The organism is Lacrimispora brassicae, assembly GCF_054772055.1.
Map to the genome: position 1 here is coordinate 104,913 of NZ_BRYH01000023.1, position 24,326 is coordinate 129,238.

21 protein-coding genes are annotated in these 24,326 nt (G+C 46.6%); all 21 read right to left on the reverse strand.

Annotated elements, in window-relative coordinates; translation table 11 throughout:
• Positions 1-57: 57 nt before the first annotated feature.
• Positions 58-864: a carbohydrate ABC transporter permease gene (locus ACYVD3_RS10825; RefSeq protein ID WP_460642526.1), complete on the reverse strand. Its 807-nt coding sequence runs from the start codon at positions 862-864 to the stop codon at positions 58-60.
• Positions 857-1,750 carry a carbohydrate ABC transporter permease gene (locus ACYVD3_RS10830; RefSeq protein ID WP_460642527.1) on the reverse strand — a complete coding sequence of 298 codons (894 nt, stop codon included), beginning with the start codon at positions 1,748-1,750 and terminating at the stop codon, positions 857-859. Before ACYVD3_RS10830 ends, ACYVD3_RS10825 begins: the two co-directional genes overlap by 8 nt.
• Before the next feature lie 24 nt (positions 1,751-1,774).
• On the reverse strand, positions 1,775-3,082 hold the full coding sequence (locus ACYVD3_RS10835; RefSeq protein ID WP_460642528.1) for an ABC transporter substrate-binding protein: 1,308 nt from the start codon (positions 3,080-3,082) through the stop codon (positions 1,775-1,777).
• A 148-nt stretch (positions 3,083-3,230) separates the two neighbouring features.
• Positions 3,231-4,163: a helix-turn-helix domain-containing protein gene (locus tag ACYVD3_RS10840; protein WP_460642529.1), complete on the reverse strand. Its 933-nt coding sequence runs from the start codon at positions 4,161-4,163 to the stop codon at positions 3,231-3,233.
• Positions 4,164-4,435: 272 nt separating this feature from the next.
• Complete coding sequence (locus tag ACYVD3_RS10845; RefSeq protein WP_460642530.1) at positions 4,436-4,948, reverse strand: ferritin; 513 nt, start codon at positions 4,946-4,948, stop codon at positions 4,436-4,438.
• 46 nt (positions 4,949-4,994) lie between these two features.
• Positions 4,995-5,150 carry a rubredoxin gene (rd, locus tag ACYVD3_RS10850; protein WP_460642531.1) on the reverse strand — a complete coding sequence of 52 codons (156 nt, stop codon included), beginning with the start codon at positions 5,148-5,150 and terminating at the stop codon, positions 4,995-4,997.
• A gap of 155 nt (positions 5,151-5,305) precedes the next feature.
• On the reverse strand, positions 5,306-6,709 hold the full coding sequence (locus ACYVD3_RS10855) for a serine hydrolase domain-containing protein (protein ID WP_460642532.1): 1,404 nt from the start codon (positions 6,707-6,709) through the stop codon (positions 5,306-5,308).
• Positions 6,702-8,087, reverse strand: coding sequence for a transglutaminase-like domain-containing protein (locus ACYVD3_RS10860; protein ID WP_460642533.1), 1,386 nt, complete (start codon positions 8,085-8,087; stop codon positions 6,702-6,704). Before ACYVD3_RS10860 ends, ACYVD3_RS10855 begins: the two co-directional genes overlap by 8 nt.
• Before the next feature lie 64 nt (positions 8,088-8,151).
• Entirely contained in the window at positions 8,152-9,222 is a 1,071-nt protein-coding gene (locus tag ACYVD3_RS10865) for a dipeptide epimerase (RefSeq protein WP_460642534.1), read from the reverse strand.
• Between the two features lie 26 nt (positions 9,223-9,248).
• Positions 9,249-10,244, reverse strand: a complete 996-nt coding sequence (locus ACYVD3_RS10870) for an ABC transporter ATP-binding protein (protein ID WP_460642535.1) — start codon at positions 10,242-10,244, stop codon at positions 9,249-9,251.
• Positions 10,244-11,233 (reverse strand): ABC transporter ATP-binding protein, encoded by a 990-nt coding sequence (locus ACYVD3_RS10875; protein WP_460642536.1) that lies wholly within the window; start codon positions 11,231-11,233, stop codon positions 10,244-10,246. Before ACYVD3_RS10875 ends, ACYVD3_RS10870 begins: the two co-directional genes overlap by 1 nt.
• Before the next feature lie 13 nt (positions 11,234-11,246).
• Complete coding sequence (locus tag ACYVD3_RS10880; RefSeq protein WP_460642537.1) at positions 11,247-12,158, reverse strand: ABC transporter permease; 912 nt, start codon at positions 12,156-12,158, stop codon at positions 11,247-11,249.
• Complete coding sequence (locus ACYVD3_RS10885; RefSeq protein ID WP_460642538.1) at positions 12,158-13,090, reverse strand: ABC transporter permease; 933 nt, start codon at positions 13,088-13,090, stop codon at positions 12,158-12,160. Before ACYVD3_RS10885 ends, ACYVD3_RS10880 begins: the two co-directional genes overlap by 1 nt.
• A 69-nt stretch (positions 13,091-13,159) precedes the next feature.
• The gene (locus ACYVD3_RS10890) at positions 13,160-14,785 is read right to left on the reverse strand and encodes an ABC transporter substrate-binding protein (protein ID WP_460642539.1); all 1,626 of its coding nucleotides are present in this window, start codon (positions 14,783-14,785) and stop codon (positions 13,160-13,162) included.
• A 248-nt stretch (positions 14,786-15,033) separates the two neighbouring features.
• On the reverse strand, positions 15,034-17,199 hold the full coding sequence (gene secD / locus ACYVD3_RS10895) for a protein translocase subunit SecD (protein WP_460642540.1): 2,166 nt from the start codon (positions 17,197-17,199) through the stop codon (positions 15,034-15,036).
• A gap of 27 nt (positions 17,200-17,226) precedes the next feature.
• Entirely contained in the window at positions 17,227-17,667 is a 441-nt protein-coding gene (locus tag ACYVD3_RS10900; RefSeq protein ID WP_460642541.1) for a hypothetical protein, read from the reverse strand.
• 135 nt (positions 17,668-17,802) lie between these two features.
• Positions 17,803-18,669 carry a MarR family winged helix-turn-helix transcriptional regulator gene (locus tag ACYVD3_RS10905; protein ID WP_460642542.1) on the reverse strand — a complete coding sequence of 289 codons (867 nt, stop codon included), beginning with the start codon at positions 18,667-18,669 and terminating at the stop codon, positions 17,803-17,805.
• 227 nt (positions 18,670-18,896) lie between these two features.
• The gene (locus tag ACYVD3_RS10910; protein ID WP_460642543.1) at positions 18,897-20,564 is read right to left on the reverse strand and encodes an alpha-glucosidase; all 1,668 of its coding nucleotides are present in this window, start codon (positions 20,562-20,564) and stop codon (positions 18,897-18,899) included.
• A gap of 116 nt (positions 20,565-20,680) precedes the next feature.
• Complete coding sequence (locus tag ACYVD3_RS10915) at positions 20,681-22,372, reverse strand: glycoside hydrolase family 13 protein (RefSeq protein ID WP_460642544.1); 1,692 nt, start codon at positions 22,370-22,372, stop codon at positions 20,681-20,683.
• Positions 22,373-22,397: 25 nt separating this feature from the next.
• Positions 22,398-23,228, reverse strand: a complete 831-nt coding sequence (locus tag ACYVD3_RS10920) for a carbohydrate ABC transporter permease (protein WP_460642732.1) — start codon at positions 23,226-23,228, stop codon at positions 22,398-22,400.
• Between the two features lie 23 nt (positions 23,229-23,251).
• A complete protein-coding gene (locus ACYVD3_RS10925; protein WP_460642545.1) occupies positions 23,252-24,292 on the reverse strand; it encodes a carbohydrate ABC transporter permease in 1,041 nt (346 codons plus the stop codon).
• Positions 24,293-24,326: the final 34 nt, after the last annotated feature.

Sequence of the window (24,326 nt, forward strand, 5' to 3'; positions counted from 1 at the left end):
ACCGCGGCCGGCTTCCAGATATGGAAATCGGCCGCAGCATCTGCTAAGATCGCGTTTTTATTTAACTGCTCCGGTGATACCCTCCGCAAAGCTTCTCTGCAGAAGGAAGAAAACAATTACCGTAGGAATGGTGCAGACCAGTACGGCCAGCATAAGAATCCCATAATCGGTCACATATCCTTCCGTTAAGTTGGCCACCAGCATGGGCATGGTAATGCTGTTGGCATCGGACATGATCACCTTGGGCCAAAGGTAACTGTTCCAGGCACTCATAAAGGTAATGGTCATGGCCGCCGCATAGGTGGAGCGCATGGTGGGTAGAAACATCCGGTAAAAAATCTGAAATTCATTTAATCCGTCAAGCCTTGCCGCCTCCATGATATCCGACGGAAAGGACCTGGCGCTCTGGCGGAACATCATGATGAGAAACGGGGTGGATATGGTAGGCAGGATAAATCCCAGGGTGCTGTTTAGCAGCCTTGCACTTGAAAACATCTGGTACAAGGGGATCATAGTCGCCGCAAAGGGAACCATCATGGCCAGCAGGATCACGCTCATGACCCTGTCTTTTGCCTTGTCATGAAAGACCTCAAACCCGTATCCTGCAATGGAACATATCAGGAGGGAAATAAGGGTCATGATGATGGAATACTTAAAGGAATTCCCAAGGGCAGTGACAACGTTCTGAGAGGCAAACAGCTTCTTTACGTTGTCAAACAGCGCAGTGCCGAACATCAGGGTCCCTCTGGACACATCCACGCTTTTATTGGTGGCCGCGACCATCATCCAATACAGAGGGAATACCGAGATCACAGAGACAATGGTCAAAAATGCATATGCAAAAAACTTTTTCCCTTTAGTCACGTTTATCACCTACCTTCATCTGTATAAACGCAAGAGCTGCTACCAAAATCAGGATTAAGTAGGACATGGAAGCCGCATACCCGAAGTTTGGCACGTACTTGAACGATATATTATAAATATAGTGGGACATGGTGATGGTGGCATTGGCCGGTCCGCCGTTGGTTAAGTTCACGGACTCGTCAAACAACTGTAGGGTGCCATTGGTTGACATAATGGCCGTCAGCAGGATGGTTGGCTTTAAAAGCGGGATGGTAATCCGGAAGAAGGACTGGAACGGAGAGGCTCCGTCAATTTTAGCCGCCTCGTACACGGAATACTCGATGTTCTGCAAACCGGAAAGATAAAACACCATGTTATAGCCCGTCCATCTCCAGATCAGGGCCAGGATGATCACGATCCTGGCGGAATTTGGATGTCCCAGGAAATTGTATCCTGTGGACAGTATCCCAAACTTTATGAGGACCATGTTTACAAGTCCATCCACTGCAAACAGGGAACGGAAAATTACCGCGTAGGATACCAGGGAGGTGGCGCAGGGCAGGAATATCGCGGTACGGAAAAGCCCCTTGAACCGAAGATCCTTATTGTTCAGCAGGGAAGCCAGGATCAGAGCCGACATCAGCATGATGGGAACCTGTATAATCAGGTAGATAAAATTGTTTTTCAGAGCCTGCATGAAAACAGGATCCTTGAACATTCTTACATAATTGGTCCCGCCTGTCCACTTCATTGCCGCACCGATGCCCGACTGAAAGGAAAGGAACAGTGCCTGGATCATTGGCAGAAAGCTCATAATTGCAATCAGGATGACCGCAGGCGTCAAGAATGCCCAGCCTGCCAGGCTTTGCTTCTGGCCTAAGGACAGCTTTTTCTTTGAATTTCCCACTAAAATACCTCCTCCCTTTTATTCTTATTTACCCATGGCAAATTTGACCGTATCTTCTGCGGTCTTGATCTCCGCTTCAACATCTGCTCCCGAAACCACCTGGGTAATGGCAGTTGCTACCGCATCACGGGCCTCATAATAATAAACACCTGTATTATTGGAAGGAACCTTTGATGCAAACTCCGTGATCTGTGCATATACCGGCTTTCCTCCGAAGAATTCCTGAGGCTCTCCATAAACCTTGCTGTCCGCTGCTGGAAGATAGGTTGCCAGTGCTCCGGACTTGGGAAGGATGGTCTCATAGAAAGGAACGCTTCCTGCGAAAGTCTTTGCCAGGAAATCCGCCGCCAGCTCCGGATTTTTGCTTCCGGCAGTCACGGCCCAACTGGAACCGCCGTTGTTGGAATAATTGGTGGTCTCATCTACTCCCTCAAGCTTGGGGATATTGGTAATGGCCCATTTGCCGGACTGGTCTTCTGCGGTCTGAATGCTTGCCATGATCCAGCAGCCGTTAATGGTTCCTCCTACGGTGCTGTTTGTCATAGTTCCCACATACTGGTCCCAGTCATTAACTTCCACAAGCACGCCGCTCTTAACAAGGGAAACATAGGTTTCCATAACCTTTTTCAGCTTGTCATTTCCAACCATGCTTGGATTCCCGTCCTTATCAAAGAGACTTCCCCCTGCGGACTGAAGCATGATCATGATTAAGTCAGACTCTCCGGCTGTACAGGATAACAGGGGTTTTCCTGTCTTGGCTAAAATCTCCTCGCCCATTTCCTGATACTTGCTCCAGGTAATGTCTGTAAAATCCGCCTCTGTATATCCGGCTTCCTTTAACACATCCGTACGATAAGCGGCAATGGCAGCTCCGTTGTCAAAGGGAACACCGTAATTTTTCCCTTCCACAACAGAGTAAGCTGTTTTAGCCTTGGGGAACTGGGAAAAATCAATTCCGCTTCCGGTTAAATCCTTAAATGCATCGGGATAGCTGATTACATTTTTCTGGAATGCATTGTCCTGCATCAACAGGATATCGGGAAGAGTATCCAGGTTTTTGGAGGTAGCGGCTGTTGTCATCTTGGTCTGGATATCAGCCCAGGGCGTCTCCACAACATTTAATTTGAAATCCGGATGGTCCTTCTGATATACCTTTGCAGCTTCCTCCATGGCATAAATATTAAACGCCGGATCCCAGCACCACACAGTCAGTTCGTTTGCGGCCTTAGCCCCGTCTCCCGTCTTCTGTCCTGCGCCCCCGGAACCTCCGCAGGCTGTCAGGGAGGCCACCATGGCCCCGGCCAGTAATATGGATGCGATTCTTCTCTTCATAGCAAAACTCCTCCTCTTTCATAAAAAATTAATTCCTTTGATTCCTTTTTTCTTTCGAAGATTTTCTCATAATCACATTATACCAACTTTTTTTGATTTAAAGCTTTTAGATTCAATTAGAAAACGGGCATATTCAATCATTTTCCCTTTATTCCCAGCCTTTTTGTGCGCTGATTTTGTAATGCAGCAGCTTTCCTTCATAATTCTCTTTGGATTTTTTCCATTGGTAGGGAGAAATATTCAGTAATTTTCTGAAATTCCGGTTAAACGCGGAAATAGAAGTAAAACCAGACTCCGCTCCAACCTCTTCCATGGATTTATCCGTCTTTTTCAGTAATTCACAGGCATTCTGAACCCGGATCAGGTTGATGTAATCCAAAGGCTTCATATTCATCCCCGCTTCAAAAACCCGGCGGAAATGGCTTTCGCTCATGCTGCATGCCTCCGCCAGACTGCTTATTTTTATTTCCTGACCATAGTGTCCGGCAATATAATCCAGGGCCTCTGCAAGGACGGCGTCCCTGCCCCTCCTGTTCTTCATAATTCGCTCCTCATCATCAGAAAGCCGTAAAAGCTCTGCCATAAAGGCATAGAGATATCCCCTTATGCTATCCTTGTAATAAGGCTTCTTATGGCGGGCCTCCTCCATGATTCCCAGGACCAGCCTGGAAAGAGCCGGGTTTTCCTCCCCCGGCAAAAGGTATCCTGTCCGGTGAAGCTTCTTTAAGATATTTTTTGGGAGCACCGGATCATATCCGTATACCTGGGATACGGTTTTTTCCAGATCAATGTACATCCACTCCCAATATCCCTTTGTCCCCTCTGCGCTGTTGGTGGTATGAGGGAGCCTTGGAGGAACGATCATCACGGAATGGCCGGAAAAAGGAACATGCTCCTGTCCCAGCACCACTTCCCCGTTCCCCCAATGGCAATATCCGATTTCCATTAGATCGTGAAAATGAAGATATTTGATCTCCTTTCCATACTCCCTGATCCAGTCCTCTCCCAAAAGAGCCAGGACCGATTCCATCTCCGGAATCCCATAGTAGCGGAATTCCACCGTCTCTCTTTGTTTCGCCACAAACGTTCTTCCCCCTTTATCCAGGCATGTCCCAAAACAGCCCTGATTTTTACCGTAAAATAGAAGCCCCCTGCCGGTACCCCTTTATCCCCCATGCCCGATACACCCGACAGTGCAAGGTGTGCTGAAGCGGGGCAGGCCCTAAAGCGGGGTGGCTCTGTCCAGGAAACATGGACGATAATAACGAAAAAACATTCCCTGCCCGGAAACAATGGTTCCCATCATGGCAGAAAATGTTCTTCTTTAGAATTATGGTTATGATACTATGGAGACTAAAGCACAAGAGAGGGTGGCGTATAAACTCTTGCCGCCAGCTCTGTATCCAGCAAATACAATCCCTTTGCATCATTTCCGAATAAATCGTATCTCTTTATGATCTCATCCGTATTTTTTTCCTCTTCGCTTTGTTCTTTTACGAACCAGTCCAGGAACTGCATGGTACGGAAGTCTTTTAATTCGTAAGCGGCTCCGTAAATATCATGAATGGAGGCCGTTACCATTATCTCATGGTCATAGGCGGTCATAGCCGGCTGGCGGAAATCCGTGTAAACAAATGCGGGAGCCTTAATATCTTCCAGCACAACCTTTTCGCCATTGTTAAGTAAATAATCCATAAAAAGCATGGCATGATCCCGCTCTTCCTGAGTCTGGATCTTAAACCAATTTGCAAAGCCGTTTAAATTACTATCTGTATAATAGTTGGATATGTCCAGATAGATGTATGCCGAATACAGCTCAAAATTGATCTGTTTGTTTATCTTTGCAATAATTTCTTTATTCAACAAAATCTTTGTCCTCCTTTAACCTTGTTATTTTATTGATTCCTTACTATCATATTGTATTAAATGCATCTTTCTCTAAACCACAGACAGGGCATGTCCAATCTTCCGGGACATCCTCCCAGGCAGTACCTGGTTCGATTCCATTATCTGGATCACCTGATTCCGGATCATAAATATATCCACAGGGACACTCGTGTTTTTGCATATACCACCTCCGTAAAAATGATATACTATATTCTAACATCTTTTACCAAATTATTCAATGGTGTAATAAAAATATTTTATTTCACATAACGTCTGATAATAATACCCCCTGGTACGACCTGCTCACACATATCCAAGGGCCAGTTGACATTTTTTTCACATTTTGGAATAGATCCTGCTTCCGCACCTGGCCCCCCATATCCCCCGTTTCTCGTCATGGAGGATCTGGACAAACCCGTCGGAATACCTGCCCTTTATTATGGCCGTGTATGGATTTACGGTACATACTTCCTTCTTTTTCCCGTTAAGGTTCATGGCCAGCGTTCCCTCCTCTGACATGGTGAGAGTAAAACGATCTCCTTCTCCCGTCACATAGTCTCCTGATACTGACCTTATAAAGGCTTCGCTCCATGGATGTTCCCGGTATTCCGCCTTGGGCGCCACCGGATCCTTTCCCTGATACATGCGCATGGCCCCGTCTGCGATCACTCCGGCAGAAACATCCATGGTGTTGCACAGGACGATGACTCCTACCTCATTATCGTAGGACCAGGACATGTTTGAAGAGACACCGGGAAGGCTTCCCCCGTGCTCCAGGATATCAAGCTCCTCCATGGACTTCCTGCACAGACCATAGCAATACCAGCCTCCCGGCCTGTAATACTGGCGGGGCTTGCACATTTCCCTTATGGAATATTCCGAAGCAATCCTGGTTCCGTTTAATCCCTTTCCTTCATTCAAATACATGCAGATGTATTTGAGCATATCAGAAACCGTGGATTTCATGGCGCCGCCGCCGTTTAGTACGAAAGCATTGTCATGATAATCCCTGGTGGCCCTGGAGACTCCGTCTTCCTTCGTATAAAGGATGGAAGCGTTAACATCCAAAGACGGCTTCACAAAGTCGCAAAAGCTCCTTTCCATTCCCAAAGGACGGATGATATGCTTTAGCAGGTAATCGGCAAAAGATGGCTGGTCCCCATAGTTCTTTATGATATCGGACAAAACCCCAAAACCGTCGTTGCAGTAGCTCATCAGCTCTCCAGGCAGCCCGATCAAGTCCGTCTGGTCATCCAGGCGGGAGGCCACCCTTTTTATCCCTTCCTGGGCAAGGGCTTTTGAATAAGCCAGATCTCCTGCCTCTGACTCCTTAAGGCCCATATCCTCTGCCACCTGGTCCACCAGAATACGGGACAGGGGGAAGAAACCTCCGCTGTGGCAGAGAAGGTGCCATATTTTAACCGGGGCTTTCTGGTTTTTGTTTGTGAAAGCCGGCACATATTTGCTGACAGGATCAGACAGATTGATTACTCCCTGTTCTGCCAGCTTCATAATGGCAAGGCTTGTAAAGGATTTTGTTATGGAGGCCAGCCCAAAAATTGTCTGACCGTCAATGGGCAGCATTTGTTCCTGGTCACGGTATCCGAAATATTTTTCATACTGTACCTGGCCTGCCTTATCCACCATGGCTATTGCCACCCCTTCCGCCCCCTGGACGGTCATGATATCCTGAACCAATGCTTCAAATTTCTGTTTATTTTCCTCTGTTATCCTATTCATCTGCTTTTCCCTGCCAGTCTTCCATAAGCTCGGTCTGCTGTTCCGCCTGAAACTCTAAAAAGCTCAGCCCCCTGTCCTTATATTCCACTTCTCCCCTTTGATTGTCAATAGGGTCTGCCCGAAAATATTTTCTGGGGGGAAGGAACTCCGCCTGGATGCCTCCATTGGCTGCCATGCGGTAAATATCCAGGTTTCCAAAGTAGTAATTCCACCGTTCCATATTGCCCATGCGGTATGCGCTGCCGCCAAAGGAAGGATCTGCATACAGCCAGCCATAAGGCTCTATATAAAATTCCGCCCAGTCATGGCAGCCGGTATATACCTGAGACGCATGAAGGCCTGACTGCCACCTGGCAGGAATACCGGCCAGACGGCACAGGGTAATGAAAAGTATGGCCTGAACGCCACAGTCTCCTTTCAGGTTCTTTGCTGCATATTCGGAAATATTATCCAGCCCGGCGTACTCCCGCACAAAGGAATACTTCACCCTGGTGGTGATGAAATCATAGATTTTCCTGGCAACAACGGCAGGATTTTTCTCCTCCTCCCGTATTTCTTCCAACAGCTCTCTCAAAAAAGGGGTAAACAGGATATGAGGTGCCTGCTCTCCTACATAAAAATCAGGTTGGGAATCCACCGCCTTTTCCGGGTCCACCTCCACGTAATCAACGGTGTTCAAGTAGCTGTACCTTACATAAAACTCCTGGTCAGGCTTTAATTCTGTTTCAAAGCACAAGGTCCTCTGCTCTGCATCCTCCGGTGCTGTCACCATGGCCTCAGAAGACGTTTCAAGGATCCGGATGTCACTGACCTGCCTGCATTTGCGGGGCAGGGGAATATGGACCCTTACGGTTTCCCCTACCCGTTCCGCTTCCTTGGTGATCCGAAGGGAAGCCCTTATGATCACTCTGGCCTTCCTGCTCCCATGCTCTTTCATATAAGATACGTTCTCATCAAGCATTTTCTGCCGCAGGCTGCCTGCCTGATCCTCTTCCAGGGCTTTCAGCCTTGCCCGGTAATCGGACCTGGTCTTTATGATATTGTCCAAAAATAATTTGTGAAAATGGATCTCCCCATTGATATAGATCCAATCGGCTGCGGAGGACTTAACCAGTTCCTCAAGCTCTCCTTCCCTGAAATCTGTAAAGGTCCTGCGCAGCAGTTCCCCTGCTTCCTGTCTTTTATAAGGATATTCATTCTCATCCAGGTTGCCCATAAGCTCTTTTTCCAGCTCCAGCCGCTTTCTCATGCATTCCGGCAAAAAACCTGAAAGCATATCATCCATTGCTTCTTTTGCCTCTTTTAAATACCCGGCATTTTTAAGGCGTAAAATATCGTCAGGCAAAGGAATCTTTGCCCATGAAATATCATTGATCATAAGTTTTCTCTCCATTGTAATATGGTGGTATTGCAGCGTTTTTGCCGCAATACCACCAGACATGTTATTTTAAACCTATAAACCCGAAGCCCGGTTCTTCCGGAAGCACCAGGGTCTTTGTACATTCTGTTCCAATGCCGCCTTCAAAGGGAAGATCGGTCAAAGAGAAGGTGGCATCCAGATCTGCTCTGGTAATGTTCCTCACCGCAGCTCCCAGGCTGGCGGCAGCGGTAATGCCCAGGTTTGTCTCTTCCGCCATGCAGCCCAGCATGCATTCAATGCCCGCTGTTTCACAGATGGCATTGATCTTTAAGGCTTCCCGGATACCGCCGCATTTCATCAGCTTGATATTCAGTACGTCAATGGCTCTCCGCTCTACGAGGCGAAGGGCATCCTTTGCATTAAAGCAGCTTTCATCAGACATGATCAGGACTTTGCTGTTTTTCGTCACATATTCAAGACCTTCTATGTCAGCAGCCTTTACCGGCTGTTCCACCAGTTCGATATCATATTCGTTCAGGCGTTCAATGATCTGAAGTGCTTCCTTGGCTGACCACGCCTGGTTGGCGTCGATACGGATCTTCACATCCGGCCCTACGGCTTCCCGGATGGCCTTAATCCTGGCAACATCCTCTTTAAGCCCTGTACCCACCTTTGTCTTAATGGTATCAAAACCATTTCTCACATGGGCTGCGGCCTTTTCCGCCATTACCTCCGGTCCGTTGATTCCCACGGTAATGTCTGTTTCTATTGTATTGGAATAGCCGCCTAACAGCCGGTATACCGGCAGACCGGCCTTTTTACCCAGGATATCATAGCATGCAATATCAATGGCAGTCTTTCCGCAGGGCGCATGGGCTGCTGCCCTGTCAAGAATCCAGTAAACCTTTTCAACATCCGTAGGATCGGTTCCAAGGAGGGCCTGTTCAAAATGCCTGATGCTCTCCACGGTACCGGCCAGGTTTTCCCCTGTGATCAGCACGCCGGGAGCGCCTTCTCCATAGCCGCAGATCCCTTCATCCGTTTCCACCTTTACCACCGCGCTTATGGCGTGGGTAATGGTTCCCAAAGATATATGGAAAGGCTCCTTTAATTCTACCTTTATGGTCCTGACGTCAATGCCTGTAATCTTCATATCTTTTAACCTCCGTATCCATTCTTTTATTTATTCCATTCTCCTGCAAAATGACATGCGCAGCAGTGGCCCTTTTCATACTCCTTCATCTCCGGCGCTTCCTTCCCGCAAATCTCTCTGGCCATAAAGCACCTGGTGTGGAATACGCAGCCGGAAGGAGGATTGGCAGGGCTTGGCAGATCGCCTTCCAGGATGATCTTCTCCTTCTTCACATGACGGTCCGGCACAGGAATTGCCGACAGCAGGGCCTTTGTATAGGGATGAAGGGTGTTTTGGTACAAATCAGCCTTATCTGCAATCTCCACAATATGTCCCAGATACATGACAGCGACTCTGTCGGAAATATGTTTGATTACGCTTAAATCATGGGAAATAAAGATATAGGCCATTCCCATCTGCTTTTGGAGCCTGCGCAAAAGGTTGATCACCTGGGCCTGGATGGATACGTCAAGAGCAGATACCGGCTCATCACACACCATAAGCTCCGGCCGCAGCACAATGGCTCTTGCAATTCCGATCCTCTGTCTCTGGCCTCCTGAAAATTCATGAGGATACCTGTTATAGTATTTTGTGTTAAGGCCCACGATCTCCATGGTCTCCAAAACCCGTTTCAATATCTCTTCCTTTCCTGTCTTCCACTGGATGTCCAAAGGCTCTGCAATGATCTCGCCAATGGTCATTCGGGGGTTTAAGGAGGCATAAGGGTCCTGGAAAATAATCTGCATATTGCTTCTGCTCTTTCTCAGTGCCCCGCTTCTCAGCTTCATAAAATCCTGGCCTTCAAAAAGGATCTGGCCTGCCGTAGGCTCGATCAGCCGAAGCACGGAGCGTCCCATGGTGGATTTTCCGCATCCTGACTCTCCCACCACGCCCAGGGTTTCTCCAGGATATAGCTGAAAGCTCACATCGTCCACTGCCTTAATATACACCTTTTTCCCGGAAAAAGGAGTGGGTTTTGCCGAAAACCACTTTTTTAAATGCTTTACCTCCAACAGAGGCTTTCTCGTCTCCTGGCTGTCCATTATACCTCCTCCTTCCATTGATCTGTATATTTAAAACAGCGGATCTTTCTGCCGTCCTTTTCTATCAGCTCCGGCATACGTTCCCCGCATATGGGTTTTGCGTATTCGCACCTGGGACAGAAGGCGCAGCCCTCTGGCATGGAGTCAAAGCTTGGAACCATGCCTTTAATAACAGGAAGCTCTTCCACCTGGTCATCAAGCCTTGGAATGCAGTTCATAAGCCCTTCAGTGTAAGGATGCATGGGGAGGTCAAAAATCTCATCCGTAGTCCCCTGTTCCACCACTTTTCCTCCGTACATGACCATAACATCATCAGCTACCTCAGCGATCACTCCTAAGTCATGGGTGATCATCATGATGGAAGCGCCTGTCTTCTGTTTTAATTCATTGATCAGCTCCAGGATCTGGGCCTGAATGGTCACATCCAGGGCCGTAGTCGGCTCGTCACAGATCAAAAGCTCCGGATTGCAGCAAAGGGCCATAGCGATCATAACCCGCTGGCGCATACCGCCGGAAAGCTGGTGAGGGTATTCATCAATCCTTCTTTCAGGCAGGGGGATCTTCACCATGCGGAGCATGTCTATGGCTTTTTCCCGGGCCTGCTGCTTGGATATTCCTGCTTCGTGGATCAGTAAGGCCTCCGTGATCTGCTGCCCTACCGTAAAAACAGGATTTAAGGAGGTCATAGGCTCCTGAAAGATCATGGCGATCTTTTTGCCCCGGATCCTTCTCATTTCGTCAGGAGTCTTCTTTAAAAGGTTCTCCCCCCTGTAAAGAATCTCCCCTCCTGCGATCTTTCCCGGAGGCGTCTCCACAAGCTGCATGATGGACAGGGAGGTAATGCTTTTACCGCATCCGGACTCCCCTACGATTCCCAGGGTCTTTCCCTGTTCAATGGAAAAGGATACGTCATCCACAGCCTTTACCACACCTGCATCTGTATAAAAATATGTTTTTAGATTTTTAACGTCAATTAATTTATCGTCCATCTCTTCCTCCTGATCAGGTTCTAAGCTTGGGGTCCAGGGCATCTCTTAAGCCATCCCCAAAGATGTTGAACGCTACAACCGTCACCATAATGGCAATTCCCGGTACGATGCTGTACACAGGAAGGAAGCTGATAAAGGACTGGGCGGAGCTGATCATATTTCCCCAGCTTGGGGTGGGGGGCTGGATGCCAAGGCCCAGGAAGCTTAAAGAAGCTTCGTACATGATAGCATTGGGGATTCCCAGGGTCACCAGCACGATCACCGTTGATAAGCAATTGGGGATCAGATGCTTTGTAATGATCCGAAAGGAGGTCCCGCCGCTGGCCTTACTCGCCTCTACATACTCTTTTTCCTTAAGCTGCATGACAGAGCCGCGGATGAGCCTGGCAGTCCTTACCCAGGTCAGAAGGCCAAGGGCAATAAACAGGTTCTGGATTCCCTGGCCCATAAAGGTCATGATAGCCATGGCAAAGAGAAGATCCGGGAATGCTGCAAAAATCTCCATGATCCGGGAGATCAGGGTGTCCACCGCTCCCCCGAAATAGCCTGCAATGGCTCCCAAAGTGATCCCGATCAGGGAAGCCAGGAGCTGGGCCAGGATCCCGATGCTTAAGGATACCCTTGTTCCGTAAATCAGGCGGGATAAAATATCCCTTCCATATTCATCCGCCCCCAGAAGGTGCTTGGATGAAGGCGGGGCCAGAACCGAAGCATAATCCTGGTAAGTAGGATCATAAGGGCTTATCACCGGTGCAAACAGGGCCAGAAGGATCAGAAAAAAGATCACTCCCAGGCAGAACAGGGAGGCCTTATTCTTTTTAAGCCTCTTAAAGCTGTCCTTATAATAGCTGGAATATTCCATCTCACCGTTTAGGAGCTGTTCTTCAAATTTCTTCTGTTTTGTAAAAATGTTTAAAATTTTCATTAGTTCGCTCCTTTCCCATAGCGGATTCTTGGATCAATAAATGCGTAGGAAATATCCACCAGCAGATTTACGATAACAAATACAAAGGCAATGTACATGACGGTCCCTTCCAAAAGGGGCAGGTCACGGTTTGACATGGAATCCACCGCCAGTTTTCCGATTCCAGGTATGGAGAAAACCTTCTCAATGAGCATGGAACCGGTAAGCATGTTTCCAAGCTCCGTACCCACCAGGGTAATGATGGGGATCATGGCATTTTTCAAGGCATGCTTCATAATGACCAGGCCTTCCGTCACTCCCTTTGCCCTTGCTGTCCTGATATAGTCCTGCTTGATCACGTCAAGCATACTGGTACGGGTGATACGGGCAATGCTTCCTGCATAACGGGCGCCCAGAGCAATGCTTGGGAGAATAAAAAATGAAGGCCCATCAAAACCGGATATGGGAAGCAGATCCAGCTTCAGCCCGAATACGATCTGAAGGATGATGGCGATCCAGAAAGACGGTGCGGATACGCCGATGATTGAGGTGGTCATAAGGGCGGAATCGATCCATTTTCCCCGGTTGATGGCTGCAGCCATACCGCATGTGACGCCCAGGACCACTGCAAATACAAAGGACATGGAAGCCAGTTTTACAGTCACCATGAAGCAGCGCATCAGGGCCGTTGTCACCACCTCCTTGGTAAAATAGGATTTGCCGAAATCCAGGCGGATGGCGCCCTTTAAGAAATTCAAATACTGCTGGGGGAGGGATACATCAAGCCCCAGCTCATGGCGGACCGCGGCAATGGTCTGCGCGTCTGCCCGTTTCTCAAGCATTAACTCCACAGGATCTCCAGGTACGACCTGAAGAAGAATAAAAGTAATAAGACTGATGCCAAACAATACCAGCAGCGTCTGGAGCAGTCTTTTTGAAATATACTGAAACATATGGTTCCCCTTTTTCATAAAAAGGGAGTGGTTTTCCACTCCCTTAGGTCACTTACTCCAGTTGCATTATTACTGGAAATCTGCGTTAGCGTAGTTGCTGCGGAACGTTGAATCCATAACAAGACCTGTAATCTTCGGATTTAACAGATAGCACTTGGACTCGTTGTAAATAGGTGCAATGGCATAATCTTCTCTTGTGAGAATGTGTTCTGCCTTTACATAAATCTCCTGGCGCTTTGCGTCATCTGAGGTCTTGACACCCTCTTCCATCAGCGTCTTGAATTCTTCGTTATGCCAAAAGCTTGAAGAGCGGTCTGTACGGGAATCGCTTACCGGATACAGCATGCTGTCAGGATCGTTGTAATCTACATACCAGTTACCTACACCGGCATCCACACCGCCGGATTTCTTCATATCAGACCAGGCCGCTGAATCAACCTGTTCAATGGTAACGTTGATGCCTGCTGCCTTTGCCTGCTCCTGGAATGCGGTGGCAATTGGGATAGAGGTTGCATATTTTGTATTCACTGTAAGGCGAAGGTCATATCCATTGGCATATCCTGCCTCTGCAAGGAGAGCCTTTGCGCCTTCTGGATCGTAAGCGAACTCCTTCTGGGAATCGTCATGTCCGATGATTCCGGCGGGAATAAAGGAAGAGGCCGGTTTTGCAGTACCATGGAAAATGCTTTCGCAGATAGCCTGTCTGTTGATTGCCATGGAAATGGCTTCTCTTACCTTTGGATCGGAAATGGATTTTACGTTAAAGGTCATGTAATATCCGCCGATGGGCTGGAACATGTGCATCTGATCTTTTATTTTGGGATCAGCCTGATATACCGGATACATGTTTGTTTCCACATCCACGTAATCAATATTTCCCTTCTGATATTCCAGAACCTGGGTATTGGAATCCTCGATAAACTTATAGCTTACTCCGTCGAACTTGGCGGCAGTGCCGTGGTAGCCGTCAAATCTGGAAATCTCCACACCCACACCAGGGGTGTAGCTGTCAAACTTAAATGCACCTGTACCGATCAGCTCTGTCTTTCCCCAGTTATCCCCTGCAGCCTCGCAAGCCTCCGCAGGATAAACGGCACAGTAGGGAGTGGATAATACAGAAACAAAGGGCGTATAAACCTCTGACAGGGTAATGGTGAAATGAGTGTCATCAATGACTTTAATTCCTGTCAGCTCATTGGCGGAACCGTCTGCCAGGGCTTCATAGCCTTCCACCTTCTCCAAAAGGCTTCCCATACTCTGCTTTTTTACCACTCTCTCCAGAGAATACTTCACATCAGAACTTTTTAAGGTCTCTCCGTTGTGAAACTTCACTCCGTCAATCAACTCAAAGGAATAGGTAAGCATGTCATCGGATAATTCCGGCTCTTTGGCCAAAAGCGTTGGAACCACCTTTCCTCCGTCAATGGTGGTAAGGAGGGACTCTACTACATTATCCGTAACCTTCATAATAATGCTGTATGTATACTGCTGCATATCATATGCAACCTGAGGGTCTACTGCTGCCACACGGAAAATCTTTGCTCCTGTATTTTCAGCCCCTGCTGCAGAGTTTGCCGCAGCCGTTGTCTCAGCCGTTGTGGTGGAAGGGCCTGAAGAACTGCCGCAGGCGGATAATGCAGCCGCCATGGAAACAGCCAAACCCAGCGAAACAAGCTTTTTAATGGTTTTTTTCATAATATCTCTCCTCTTTTAGTGTTTAAATATACATCATTATGCATTGAGTACTTTCCTCAGTTTACTGATACTCCATAGATTTGTCAATATACCACGGTATGAAAATAATGCATAATTATAATTCCTCTGCGTTATACCTGAACGAAAAAACGGTTTCCACATTCACCCTTACACACAAAAAAGCCGCTTCTCCGCCCCTGATCACTCAGGGACAAAACAGCGGCCTCTGCAGGCTTAGCAATAACTTTTTACTTTTTTTCTTTTTTCTTCTCCCACATAGCCCAAAGCGTACCTGCCACGCAAATGGAAGAGTAGCATCCGGTCAGAATACCAAAGAACATTGGAAGAGAAAATTCCAAAATGGATCCGATCTGGAAATAGACCGAAGCAGCCAATATGATGAGCACACAGATCCCCGTGGTACAGGACGTATTAATGGATCTTCCAAGGGTTTGGGAGGTGCTGACATTTACCAGTTCATCCACCGGCATTTTGGAATCCTTCTTTCTGTTTTCACGAATCCGGTCATAGATAACAATGGTATCGTTAATGGAATAACCGATAATCGTAAGGACTACCGCCACAAAGGCATCGTTTAACGGAATCTTAAACAGCACGAATACAAAGAACACCACAATCACATCATGGAGCAGGGCGATCATGGCCGTGACTCCTGCCGAAAGGCCGGAAATGGCTGAAAACCGGATCCATACATATACAACAATAAACAGCATGGACAGGACAATGGCAAGGGCTGCGTTCTTCATGGCCTTTGCTCCGATATAAGGCTCAACCACAAAGGTCTCCGACAGCTTTGCATCTGCCTTGTCCGAAGTACTGTTGATGGCATCGGTCACCTTTTTCTGGTCTTCCGGAGACATCCCTGAATTTCCGGCAAGTGTGACGGAAAGCCTCTTAAGCCCGGTCATGTTATCTTCCTTGATCTGAACCGTAACCGGACGGCTTGTCTGCTTTTCAATGGCTGCCTGGATCTTACCCGTATCTGCCTCCTCTGTTACGGAATAGCTTAACACCGCACCTCCGGTAAACTGGGTATCCAGCTTTACGCCAAAATGGAAGCAGCCGATGATTCCGGAAATAATAACCACTCCCGAGATGATACCAAACATATATTTCTTCTGATAGAATGGTATGGTTTTTTTATCTTTTCTGATCCGGAACCATTTCTCCCCGCGCCATGGATCATACTGGATAAAGGATAATAAAAGCTGCTTGGAAACAGAAACCCCTACCAGAAGGTTTACGATCATACCGATCAATAAGGTATAGCCAAAGCTCAGCATGGTGCCTGAACCTAAAAACATGAGGATCACCGCAACAATGGCAGTGGTCACATTACCGTCTAAAACAGACGAAAAAGCATTTTTATATCCTGTCAATACCGCACCTTTCACGGATATGCCCTTTTTCAGCTCATCGGATATACGTTCTGAAATAATAATATTCGTATCCACTGCCATACCCAGAGTCAGGATAATACCGGCGATGCCTGGAAGGGTCAGGGTATACTGGGGAACGGAAATGGCAAGCATCTGCAGAACCATCTGGAGAACCAGGGTGATGCAGGCAATGATGCCTGGCAGCCTGTAAAATACGGTCATGAACAGGCAGATCACCAAAAACGCAGCAATTCCAGCATACACCATAATCGTTAAGGCATTATTTCCCAGAGAAGGACTTATGGTGGAGAAATTGGTAGTCTTAAGAGAAAATGGAAGAGAACCTGCATTGATCTTCTCTGCCAGATTCTTTGCCTCATCATAATCTTTCATCCCTGTAATAACTGCCTGTCCGCCTGAGATCTTGGTCTGAACCGTGGGACTGGAGATAAGATCCTTGTCCATGTAAATGCTCATCCGTTTTCCGATCAGCGTTCCTGTTGCTTCTTCAAACAGCTTGGCGCCGTTGGCGTTAAAGCTAAGAGCTACCTGATAGCTCTTGATCCCATTGGCATTTGTGGTCTCAGGTGATGCATTCTGCACATCCTTTCCCTGAATCAGCACATTTCCCTCCGGGTCACGGAAGGTAAGCTCAGCCATTTCTCCTAATTCCGCAATGGCATCTTCCGGATTAAAATTGGTTTCCCCTGATTTCCAAGGAAACTGGACGATGATATATCCTCCGTTGGTATCCACGGTTACTTCACGGTCCACGATATTCTGGTTATCCATTCGGGTTTCTATAACTTCCCTGGCTGTATTAAGTTCCTGTTCCGTAGGGCTGCGGTCAAGTCCCTGAGGTTCAAAAATCGCCTCAACTCCTCCGCGGATGTCGATGCCGTAGCGCATGTCAAATACGCCCTTAACACTTTTTCCAGCCCCAAATACTGCAATATAAACAAGAGCCGCAATTACTAAAAAAATTGCAGCAAGCATTTTCTTTCCTGGCTTCATAGGTTATCCCCTTTTATTGTTAAATTTTTAATTTGCCATGAGAATGCCTGCCGGGATCCCTTTCTCACCGTCCGAATCATGGATATACCCCATCAGATACTTTCTGCTAACGTACCCTTCCTGCATCAGTACAGTCCGTTCCGACCATAAAACCATGGGAACGAATAAGAAAATTTTATTCATTACAAGATATTTTATTGGTAAACTCCTGAAGAAAAACCGGCTGAAGCCATCGGCTAAAATCTCACCCATGGCATCTTCCTCTACTGTCCCCGGAAACTCAGCAATGGCGTCATTCTTCTTCGGATGGAAATGTCCCTTTGGTACGCCTCCTGTCAGGGCCAGATATTCCTGCTCTGGGATCCCGTCCATTCCAGGTGTATTCAGTTCTGCCAAAAGTAATGCAATACAAAATAACAACGCCAGCATCCGACTCACAGCCCTGGCCCTTTTTACCTGGTATCTCAATGGTACTCCTCCTGCGGCAGCCGCATCATAAAAAATCATAATTACCGGATCATATCCTGTTGCATTGTACTACAAATTTTTCTGAAACACAACCCTGACCCCCTGGAAGAATATGCAATCCATGGCGGGAGATTTCTACTTCAGGATTTTTTTCAAAATACCTTCCAGAGAGTTTTTTTCTTCCTCTGTAAGAGGGGCCAGCACGCCGTCATTCTCTCTTTTCCAGTCCCTGATATGTTCTTCTGCCCACTTAAATCCCTTGCCGGTCAAAGAAATTTTTATATTCTTATCTTCCGCCTGCTTCCGGCTGACATGTCCCTTTTTTTCCAGTTTTTCCAGGGCCTCTTCCAGCTCCCCGGAATGGAGCCCGGAATTTTCTTTTAGCTCTTTTTGTGTCAGGTCTCCTTTTTCCGCCAACGCTGCCAGTATGGAAAGCCTGGCCTCTTTGCCTCCCTGTTTCCCTGCCTTCCTGCCGGACAGCAGGTTGAAGCCGTTGTGATAAAGGCACAAGAGCCTGATTTCAGACTGGATATTTTTCCACTCTTCCTTTTTAAGAACCGGGACAAGTTCCTCTACCGGATTGGGTTCCCCTGGCAGCAGCTCATCCTTTTGCCTGTCTTCTTCTTTAAGGTGCTTTTCTTCCTTAAGACATTTTTCTTCCTTAAGGCAATTCTCTTCTTTAAGGCAGTTCTCTTCTTTAAGGCAATTCTCTTCTTTAAGACAATTTTCTTCTTTAAGGCAATTCTCTTCTTTAAAACAATTTTCTTCTTTAAGGCAATTCTCTTCTTTAAGACAATTTTCTTCTTTAAGACAATTTTCTTCTTTAATGCATCTATCTTCTTTAAGCTTTTCTTCTTTAAGCTTTTTTTCTTCTTTAAGCTTCTTCTCTTCTTTTATCTTTTTCTCTGCCAATGCTCTCCCCTTTCCGCAATGGGGATCTATTAAAGAACAATGTCTTTTGCAGTGCGGGCAGTGTTCTCCTGCCAGTATCTCTTTTTTCATGCCGGTTCCTCCATCTGTATATTCTATTTCTTCTTCCAAAAATCAAAGGTTACGTTTCTGGTTATTCTGCTGATTCTATTATTATATTTTTCCTAACCGGTTATTTCAAGCTTTTTTTTAGATAATCCCTTTATTTTTCCAGAATTTACAGAAAAAAAGGCCGGAAGGACAGATTTATAAAAGCCTGCGCTTCCGGCGTGACAGGAATTCTGGTGCCTTTCCCATCATTACAGTTCTAAAACCAACACCTGATATCCCTTTAAATCAAGGGTCTTTCCCTTACAGGAAACCTCATCATAATTATTTAACAGTACCCGGCTGTATTCCCTGGACAGTTCAACCGTCTGGGGCCCGGTCTGGAAATTACCTACCACCAGGATATCCTGGTCTTTTCCTCTGCGGTAATAAGCCATGATCCTTGTCCTGTCCCTGTAAACCGGTTCCATTGACCCATAAACAAAGGTATCCTTGTATTCATCCTGCTTTCTAAGGGCAATGAGTTTCCTGTAATAGCTGAATACGGAATCAGGATCATCCATTTGCTGTTTTAAATTGATCTTCTCGTATTCCGGATTGACCATGATCCAGGGACTTCCTTCCGTAAATCCGGAATTTTTGCTGTCATCCCACTGGAATGGAACTCTGGCATTATCCCTGCTGTACCGGCAAACGGTCTTAAACGCCTCATCCTCCGGAATTCCATTGTCCAGGGCCACCTTGTATTCGTCCAGGGTGGATATGTCATCCAGATCGCCAATGGATTGAAAGGGAACATTTTCCATTCCTATTTCCTGCCCCTGGTAAATAAAGGGCAGACCCTTCAGAAGAAAATAGACGGTGGCTAAAAGCTTCTTGGAAACATGGCTGCATTCCCCTTCCGGAATGTACCGGCTGACACCTCTGGGTTCATCGTGGTTTTCAATGATATTGGATAAAAATCCGATTCCTTCCGCCCTGAGCTGGCTGCCGAAGCAGCAGTCCCTGTAATCATCAGGGGAAATGGCCTGGTTATCATACCAGCCTTTTTCACTGGCTCCGAATATGGTTTCATTAAAATCAAACATGGAGGAAAAACATCCCTCATCTCCAATGAAATCGGGAAGGTCCTCCTTTTTTTCATTAAATACTTCTCCAACGGTAAATGCCTGGTATTTTTTAAAGGTGGAATCATTCATTTCCTTTAAAAAGTCCATTACACCCACAGCTTCTTCCAGCATCTTTTGGCAGGTCGCCAGCCCGTCGTCCCGGTCAGGCTCATAATCGTGAAACGGCAACGCTTTTTTGATGTTTATGATGGCGTCTATACGGAAACCGGCAATCCCCTTTTCCAGCCACCAGTTGATCATGGTATAGATTTCGTTTCTTACAACCGGATTTTCCCAGTTAAGATCCGGCTGTTTCTTATGGAAGAGGTGAAGATAATACCTGTCCGTATCCCCGATCCGCTCCCAGGCGCTTCCGCCAAAGTAGGACCGGATGTTGCTGGGCTCTTTGCCTTCCTTTCCTTCCATAATATAGAAATAGTTTCCATACTCTCCGTCAGGGTCTTCCATGGCCTTCTTAAACCATTCATGTTCATCCGAGCAGTGATTGACCACCAGGTCCATGAGAATATACATCTCTCTTTTCTTGGCTTCCTTTATCAGCTCTTCAAGGTCTTCCATGGTTCCAAACCTTGGATCAATGTTATAATAATCCGAAATATCATATCCCTGATCTGCAAGTGGGGAAGAATAGATGGGAGAAAGCCATATGATATCAATGCCCAGATCCTTTAAATAATCCAGCTTCTCTATCACACCTTTTATATCCCCGATTCCATCCTCATTGGTATCCTTAAAGCTCTTGGGGTAAATCTGATATGCCACCTTGTCATGCCACCATTGTTTTTTCATATCTGCAATCTCCATCCGGTTATTCCTTGATTTTCTTCTTTCAATCAACATCGCCTATGGGAAGTTATCTTTTCAGCTCCCCATAAAAACTGCTGTTTTAAACGCCGTCCATCCCGTTATGAAAGCAGCTTTTTGCTTTCTAAATATACAGCCGCTTCATAAGGACGGAGCCTGTTTCTATTCTCTTTCGACGGCTGCTCATAATTACTGATCAGGCATTCCACCTCTTTCCCATAAAATTCATTGGGTATGGAAACCTGTAATTCTTCAGCCGTGAAATTACACAACACAAGTAATGTTTCCTCTTCCAGCTTCCTGATATAAGCAAATACCCTGGAATCCTCCTCCATCAAAAGCTGGTAGCCGCCATAGACGATGATGTCATGGCGTTTCCTCAGTTCAATCAGCTTCCTATAATAGTGAAATACGGAATTATTGTCTGACACTTCCTTTTCAGCATTGATTTCCGTATAATTGGGATTTACCTGGATCCAGGGAGTGCCTGATGTGAACCCTCCATGGGGACTGTCATTCCACTGCACGGGAGTCCTTGCATTGTCCCTGCTTTTAAATCTTAGGTAGCTCATCATTTTATCATGGCTCACCAATCCCGCATCCACAAGCTGCTTATATATATTCAGGCTTTCAATATCCTTAAACTGTGACATGTCCTGGAAGGGAAAATTCGTCATCCCCAGTTCCTCCCCCTGATAAATGTAGGGGGTCCCCTTTAACAGGTGCAGACATGTGGCAAGCATCTTGGCTGAAGTTTCCCGGTATGCTTCACTGTCATCTCCAAAAAAGGATACAGCTCTTGGCTGGTCGTGATTATCCCAATACAGGCTGTTCCATGCACTATCTCCAAGGCCAACCTGCCATTTGGTAAAAATCTCCTTTAATTCCAGCAGATCCGGCCGTTGGTCCGTCCACTTCCCGATTTCACCGTTTATTGTCACATGCTCAAAATGGAATACCATATTAAGCTCTTCTTCCTCTTGTCCGGCATATTTTTTCGCCTCTTCAAGGGTAACGCCAAAGGCCTCTCCAACGGTCATCAAGTCATATTTTGACAATACCCTGCGGTTCATTTCCTTCAGATAAGCATGAACATTGGGACCGCTGGATGCATATGGAGAAAAATCCCCATATAGCCCATCCTTTACCGGGCCGTCAGGGAGGCTGGGTTCTTTTGATATCAGGTTGATCACATCCATGCGGAAGCCGTCAATGCCTTTTTGGCACCACCAGTCCATCATCTCAAATACCTCGTCTCTTACCTTGGGATTATCCCAGTTTAGATCAGGCTGCTTCTTAGAGAACAGGTGAAGGTAATACATCTCTGTGTCATGATCATATTCCCATGCAGGACCTCCAAAGCAGGAACCCCAGTTGTTGGGGCCGCTCCCGTCTTCCTTCCCTTCCCGCCATATGTAATAATCCCGGTATGGGTTATCCTTGCCTGTTCTGCTTTCCACAAACCACTTATGTTCATCGGACGTATGGTTCACCACCAGATCCATGATGATCTTTATGCCTCTTTTATGGGCTTCCTGAAGAAGTTCATCAAAATCCTTTATGGATCCGAACTCTTTCATGATCTCCTGGTAATCACTGATGTCATATCCGTTGTCATCATTGGGAGACTCATAGATGGGAGAAAGCCATATCACATCAATTCCTAAGAGCTTTAAGTAGTCCAGTTTTTCTGTAATCCCCCTTAAATCTCCTATCCCATCCCCATTGCTATCCATAAAGCTTCTCGGATAGATCTGGTACACCACCGCTTCCTTCCACCATCTTCGATCCATGTTAATATCCTGTCCTTTCTAATATTTATTTGATTGCACCTTCTACCATGCCCTGAATGATCTGCTTCTGTGCCAGCAAAAAGAGAATGATAACCGGTATCATGGCCAAAAAGGCCGCAGCCAGTATTAAGTCCCACTGCTTTACGTAAGAGCCTACAAAGCTGCTTACAGCCACCGGCAGTGTCTTGATCCTTCCGTTCAGCCCCAGCATCAGAGAAGGCAGGAGATAATCGTTCCAGATCCAGATTCCGTTTAATATGAGAACCGTCATCTGAACCGGCTTTAAAAGCGGAAATACCACCTTAAAAAAGGTTCCTTCCGGACTGCATCCGTCGATCCATGCCGCTTCTTCCAGTTCCCTTGGAACCCCTTTTATGAAGCCATGGAGGATAAATACGGACATGGAGCCGCCAAATCCTAAGTAAGCGATAATAATTCCCGTATAGCTGCTGAGAAGCCGGATGCCGGTAAAAGAAGACAGTTCCCGGAATGTGGATAAAAGAGGGAGCATGACCACCTGAAAGGGAATTACCATGGCTGCAACAAATGTCATGAAAATAACATTGGACCATGTGGTCTTATTCCGGACCAATACCCAGGCTGCCATACTGGAAAATAAGGTCAGAAGTCCCAGGCTGACAACGGTTATGAACAGGGAGCTGGAAAAAGATTTCCAATAGCTGAAATTCTGGTTGTGGATCACGTTCTGCAGATTAACAATCATCTGCCCCCAGTTTTCGGGCAGTGCAATGGGGCTAATAACAATGGACGCACTTTTCTTGGCCGCATTGAATATGACCAGAATAAACGGGGATAAAACCAAAAGGGATAATGCAAGGGCGATCAGTTCCACGATGGTTCCTCTTAATTTTCTGCTGCTCACAGTTCAATTTCCCTCCTTTTGCTGATGGTCACCTGGGTCAGGGACACGATTGCCAGAATGATGAAAAATACAACCGCTTTTGTCTGTCCCTGGGCATACTGGTTCTTGGCAATGGCCGTATTGTAAATGTTAAGGGCCAGAAACTCGGTGGAAGCAATGGCCTTGGCTCCCAGGATCCTGCTGGGGGCTCCGTTTGTAATGGCAAAGTTTAAGTCAAACTGCTTAAAGGAATTGACCAGGGTCAGGAAAATACAAACTGTAAAAGTATTGGCTATCATGGGCAGCTTAATATGAAACAAGGTCTTTAAGCCATTTGCCCCATCCACCCCTGAGGCTTCCAGTACATCCTTTGGGACCGATTGAAGCCCTGTCACATAGATCATCATAATATAACCGGCATACTGCCAGGTACTGACGATCAGTATGGCCAAAAAAGCCAGATTAGGGTTTGTCAGCATGGAAAGGCTTCCCGGAACAAGGGACGGGAACACCTTGTTAAATATAAACTGCCATACATATCCCAGAACAATTCCTCCGATTAAGTTTGGAAGAAAAAATGACGCCCGGTAAAAGTTTCTTCCTCTTGCCCCTGATGTACACAAAAGCGCCAAAGCAAAGGCCGCGAAGTTTACAACGATCATATTGACCACTGTAAACAGAAAGGTGATCACCAGGGAATATAAGTAGTCAGGAGACTGGAACATATTCACATAATTTTCCAGTCCCACGATCTGTGTAAACCCAATTCCATTCCAGTTTGTAAAAGAATAAAAGATGCCGAATAAAAAAGGAATCATGACCGTTATTCCAAAAGCACCCAGCAGTGGCAGTAAAAACAATCCATTGACGATCATCCTGTGCTTCTTCCCAGGAAAGAAATATAATCCGGCAATGACCAGAAGAAATCCAAGGACCAGAAGGAATCCCCTGAATGCCATATCCTTGTGGAACAAATCTAAATAAAGTGCATAAATAATTATCAGCACGCCAAGCAGCACAGGTAAAATAAATACAACCTTTTTTGCGTTTCCATCCATATATATTCTCCTAACCTCTTCCCCTATCTTCCAT

Excerpts from the sequence above, each read along its gene's own strand:
- ACYVD3_RS10835 (WP_460642528.1), bottom strand. The coding sequence starts at position 3,082 with ATGAAGAGAAGAATCGCATCCATATTACTGGCCGGGGCCATGGTGGCC.
- rd (WP_460642531.1), bottom strand. The coding sequence starts at position 5,150 with ATGCAAAAACACGAGTGTCCCTGTGGATATATTTATGATCCGGAATCA.
- ACYVD3_RS10855 (WP_460642532.1), bottom strand. The coding sequence starts at position 6,709 with ATGAATAGGATAACAGAGGAAAATAAACAGAAATTTGAAGCATTGGTT.
- ACYVD3_RS10860 (WP_460642533.1), bottom strand. The coding sequence starts at position 8,087 with ATGATCAATGATATTTCATGGGCAAAGATTCCTTTGCCTGACGATATT.
- ACYVD3_RS10865 (WP_460642534.1), bottom strand. The coding sequence starts at position 9,222 with ATGAAGATTACAGGCATTGACGTCAGGACCATAAAGGTAGAATTAAAG.
- ACYVD3_RS10870 (WP_460642535.1), bottom strand. The coding sequence starts at position 10,244 with ATGGACAGCCAGGAGACGAGAAAGCCTCTGTTGGAGGTAAAGCATTTA.
- ACYVD3_RS10875 (WP_460642536.1), bottom strand. The coding sequence starts at position 11,233 with ATGGACGATAAATTAATTGACGTTAAAAATCTAAAAACATATTTTTAT.
- ACYVD3_RS10880 (WP_460642537.1), bottom strand. The coding sequence starts at position 12,158 with ATGAAAATTTTAAACATTTTTACAAAACAGAAGAAATTTGAAGAACAG.
- ACYVD3_RS10885 (WP_460642538.1), bottom strand. The coding sequence starts at position 13,090 with ATGTTTCAGTATATTTCAAAAAGACTGCTCCAGACGCTGCTGGTATTG.
- ACYVD3_RS10890 (WP_460642539.1), bottom strand. The coding sequence starts at position 14,785 with ATGAAAAAAACCATTAAAAAGCTTGTTTCGCTGGGTTTGGCTGTTTCC.
- secD (WP_460642540.1), bottom strand. The coding sequence starts at position 17,199 with ATGAAGCCAGGAAAGAAAATGCTTGCTGCAATTTTTTTAGTAATTGCG.
- ACYVD3_RS10905 (WP_460642542.1), bottom strand. The coding sequence starts at position 18,669 with ATGAAAAAAGAGATACTGGCAGGAGAACACTGCCCGCACTGCAAAAGA.
- ACYVD3_RS10910 (WP_460642543.1), bottom strand. The coding sequence starts at position 20,564 with ATGAAAAAACAATGGTGGCATGACAAGGTGGCATATCAGATTTACCCC.
- ACYVD3_RS10915 (WP_460642544.1), bottom strand. The coding sequence starts at position 22,372 with ATGGATCGAAGATGGTGGAAGGAAGCGGTGGTGTACCAGATCTATCCG.
- ACYVD3_RS10925 (WP_460642545.1), bottom strand. The coding sequence starts at position 24,292 with ATGGATGGAAACGCAAAAAAGGTTGTATTTATTTTACCTGTGCTGCTT.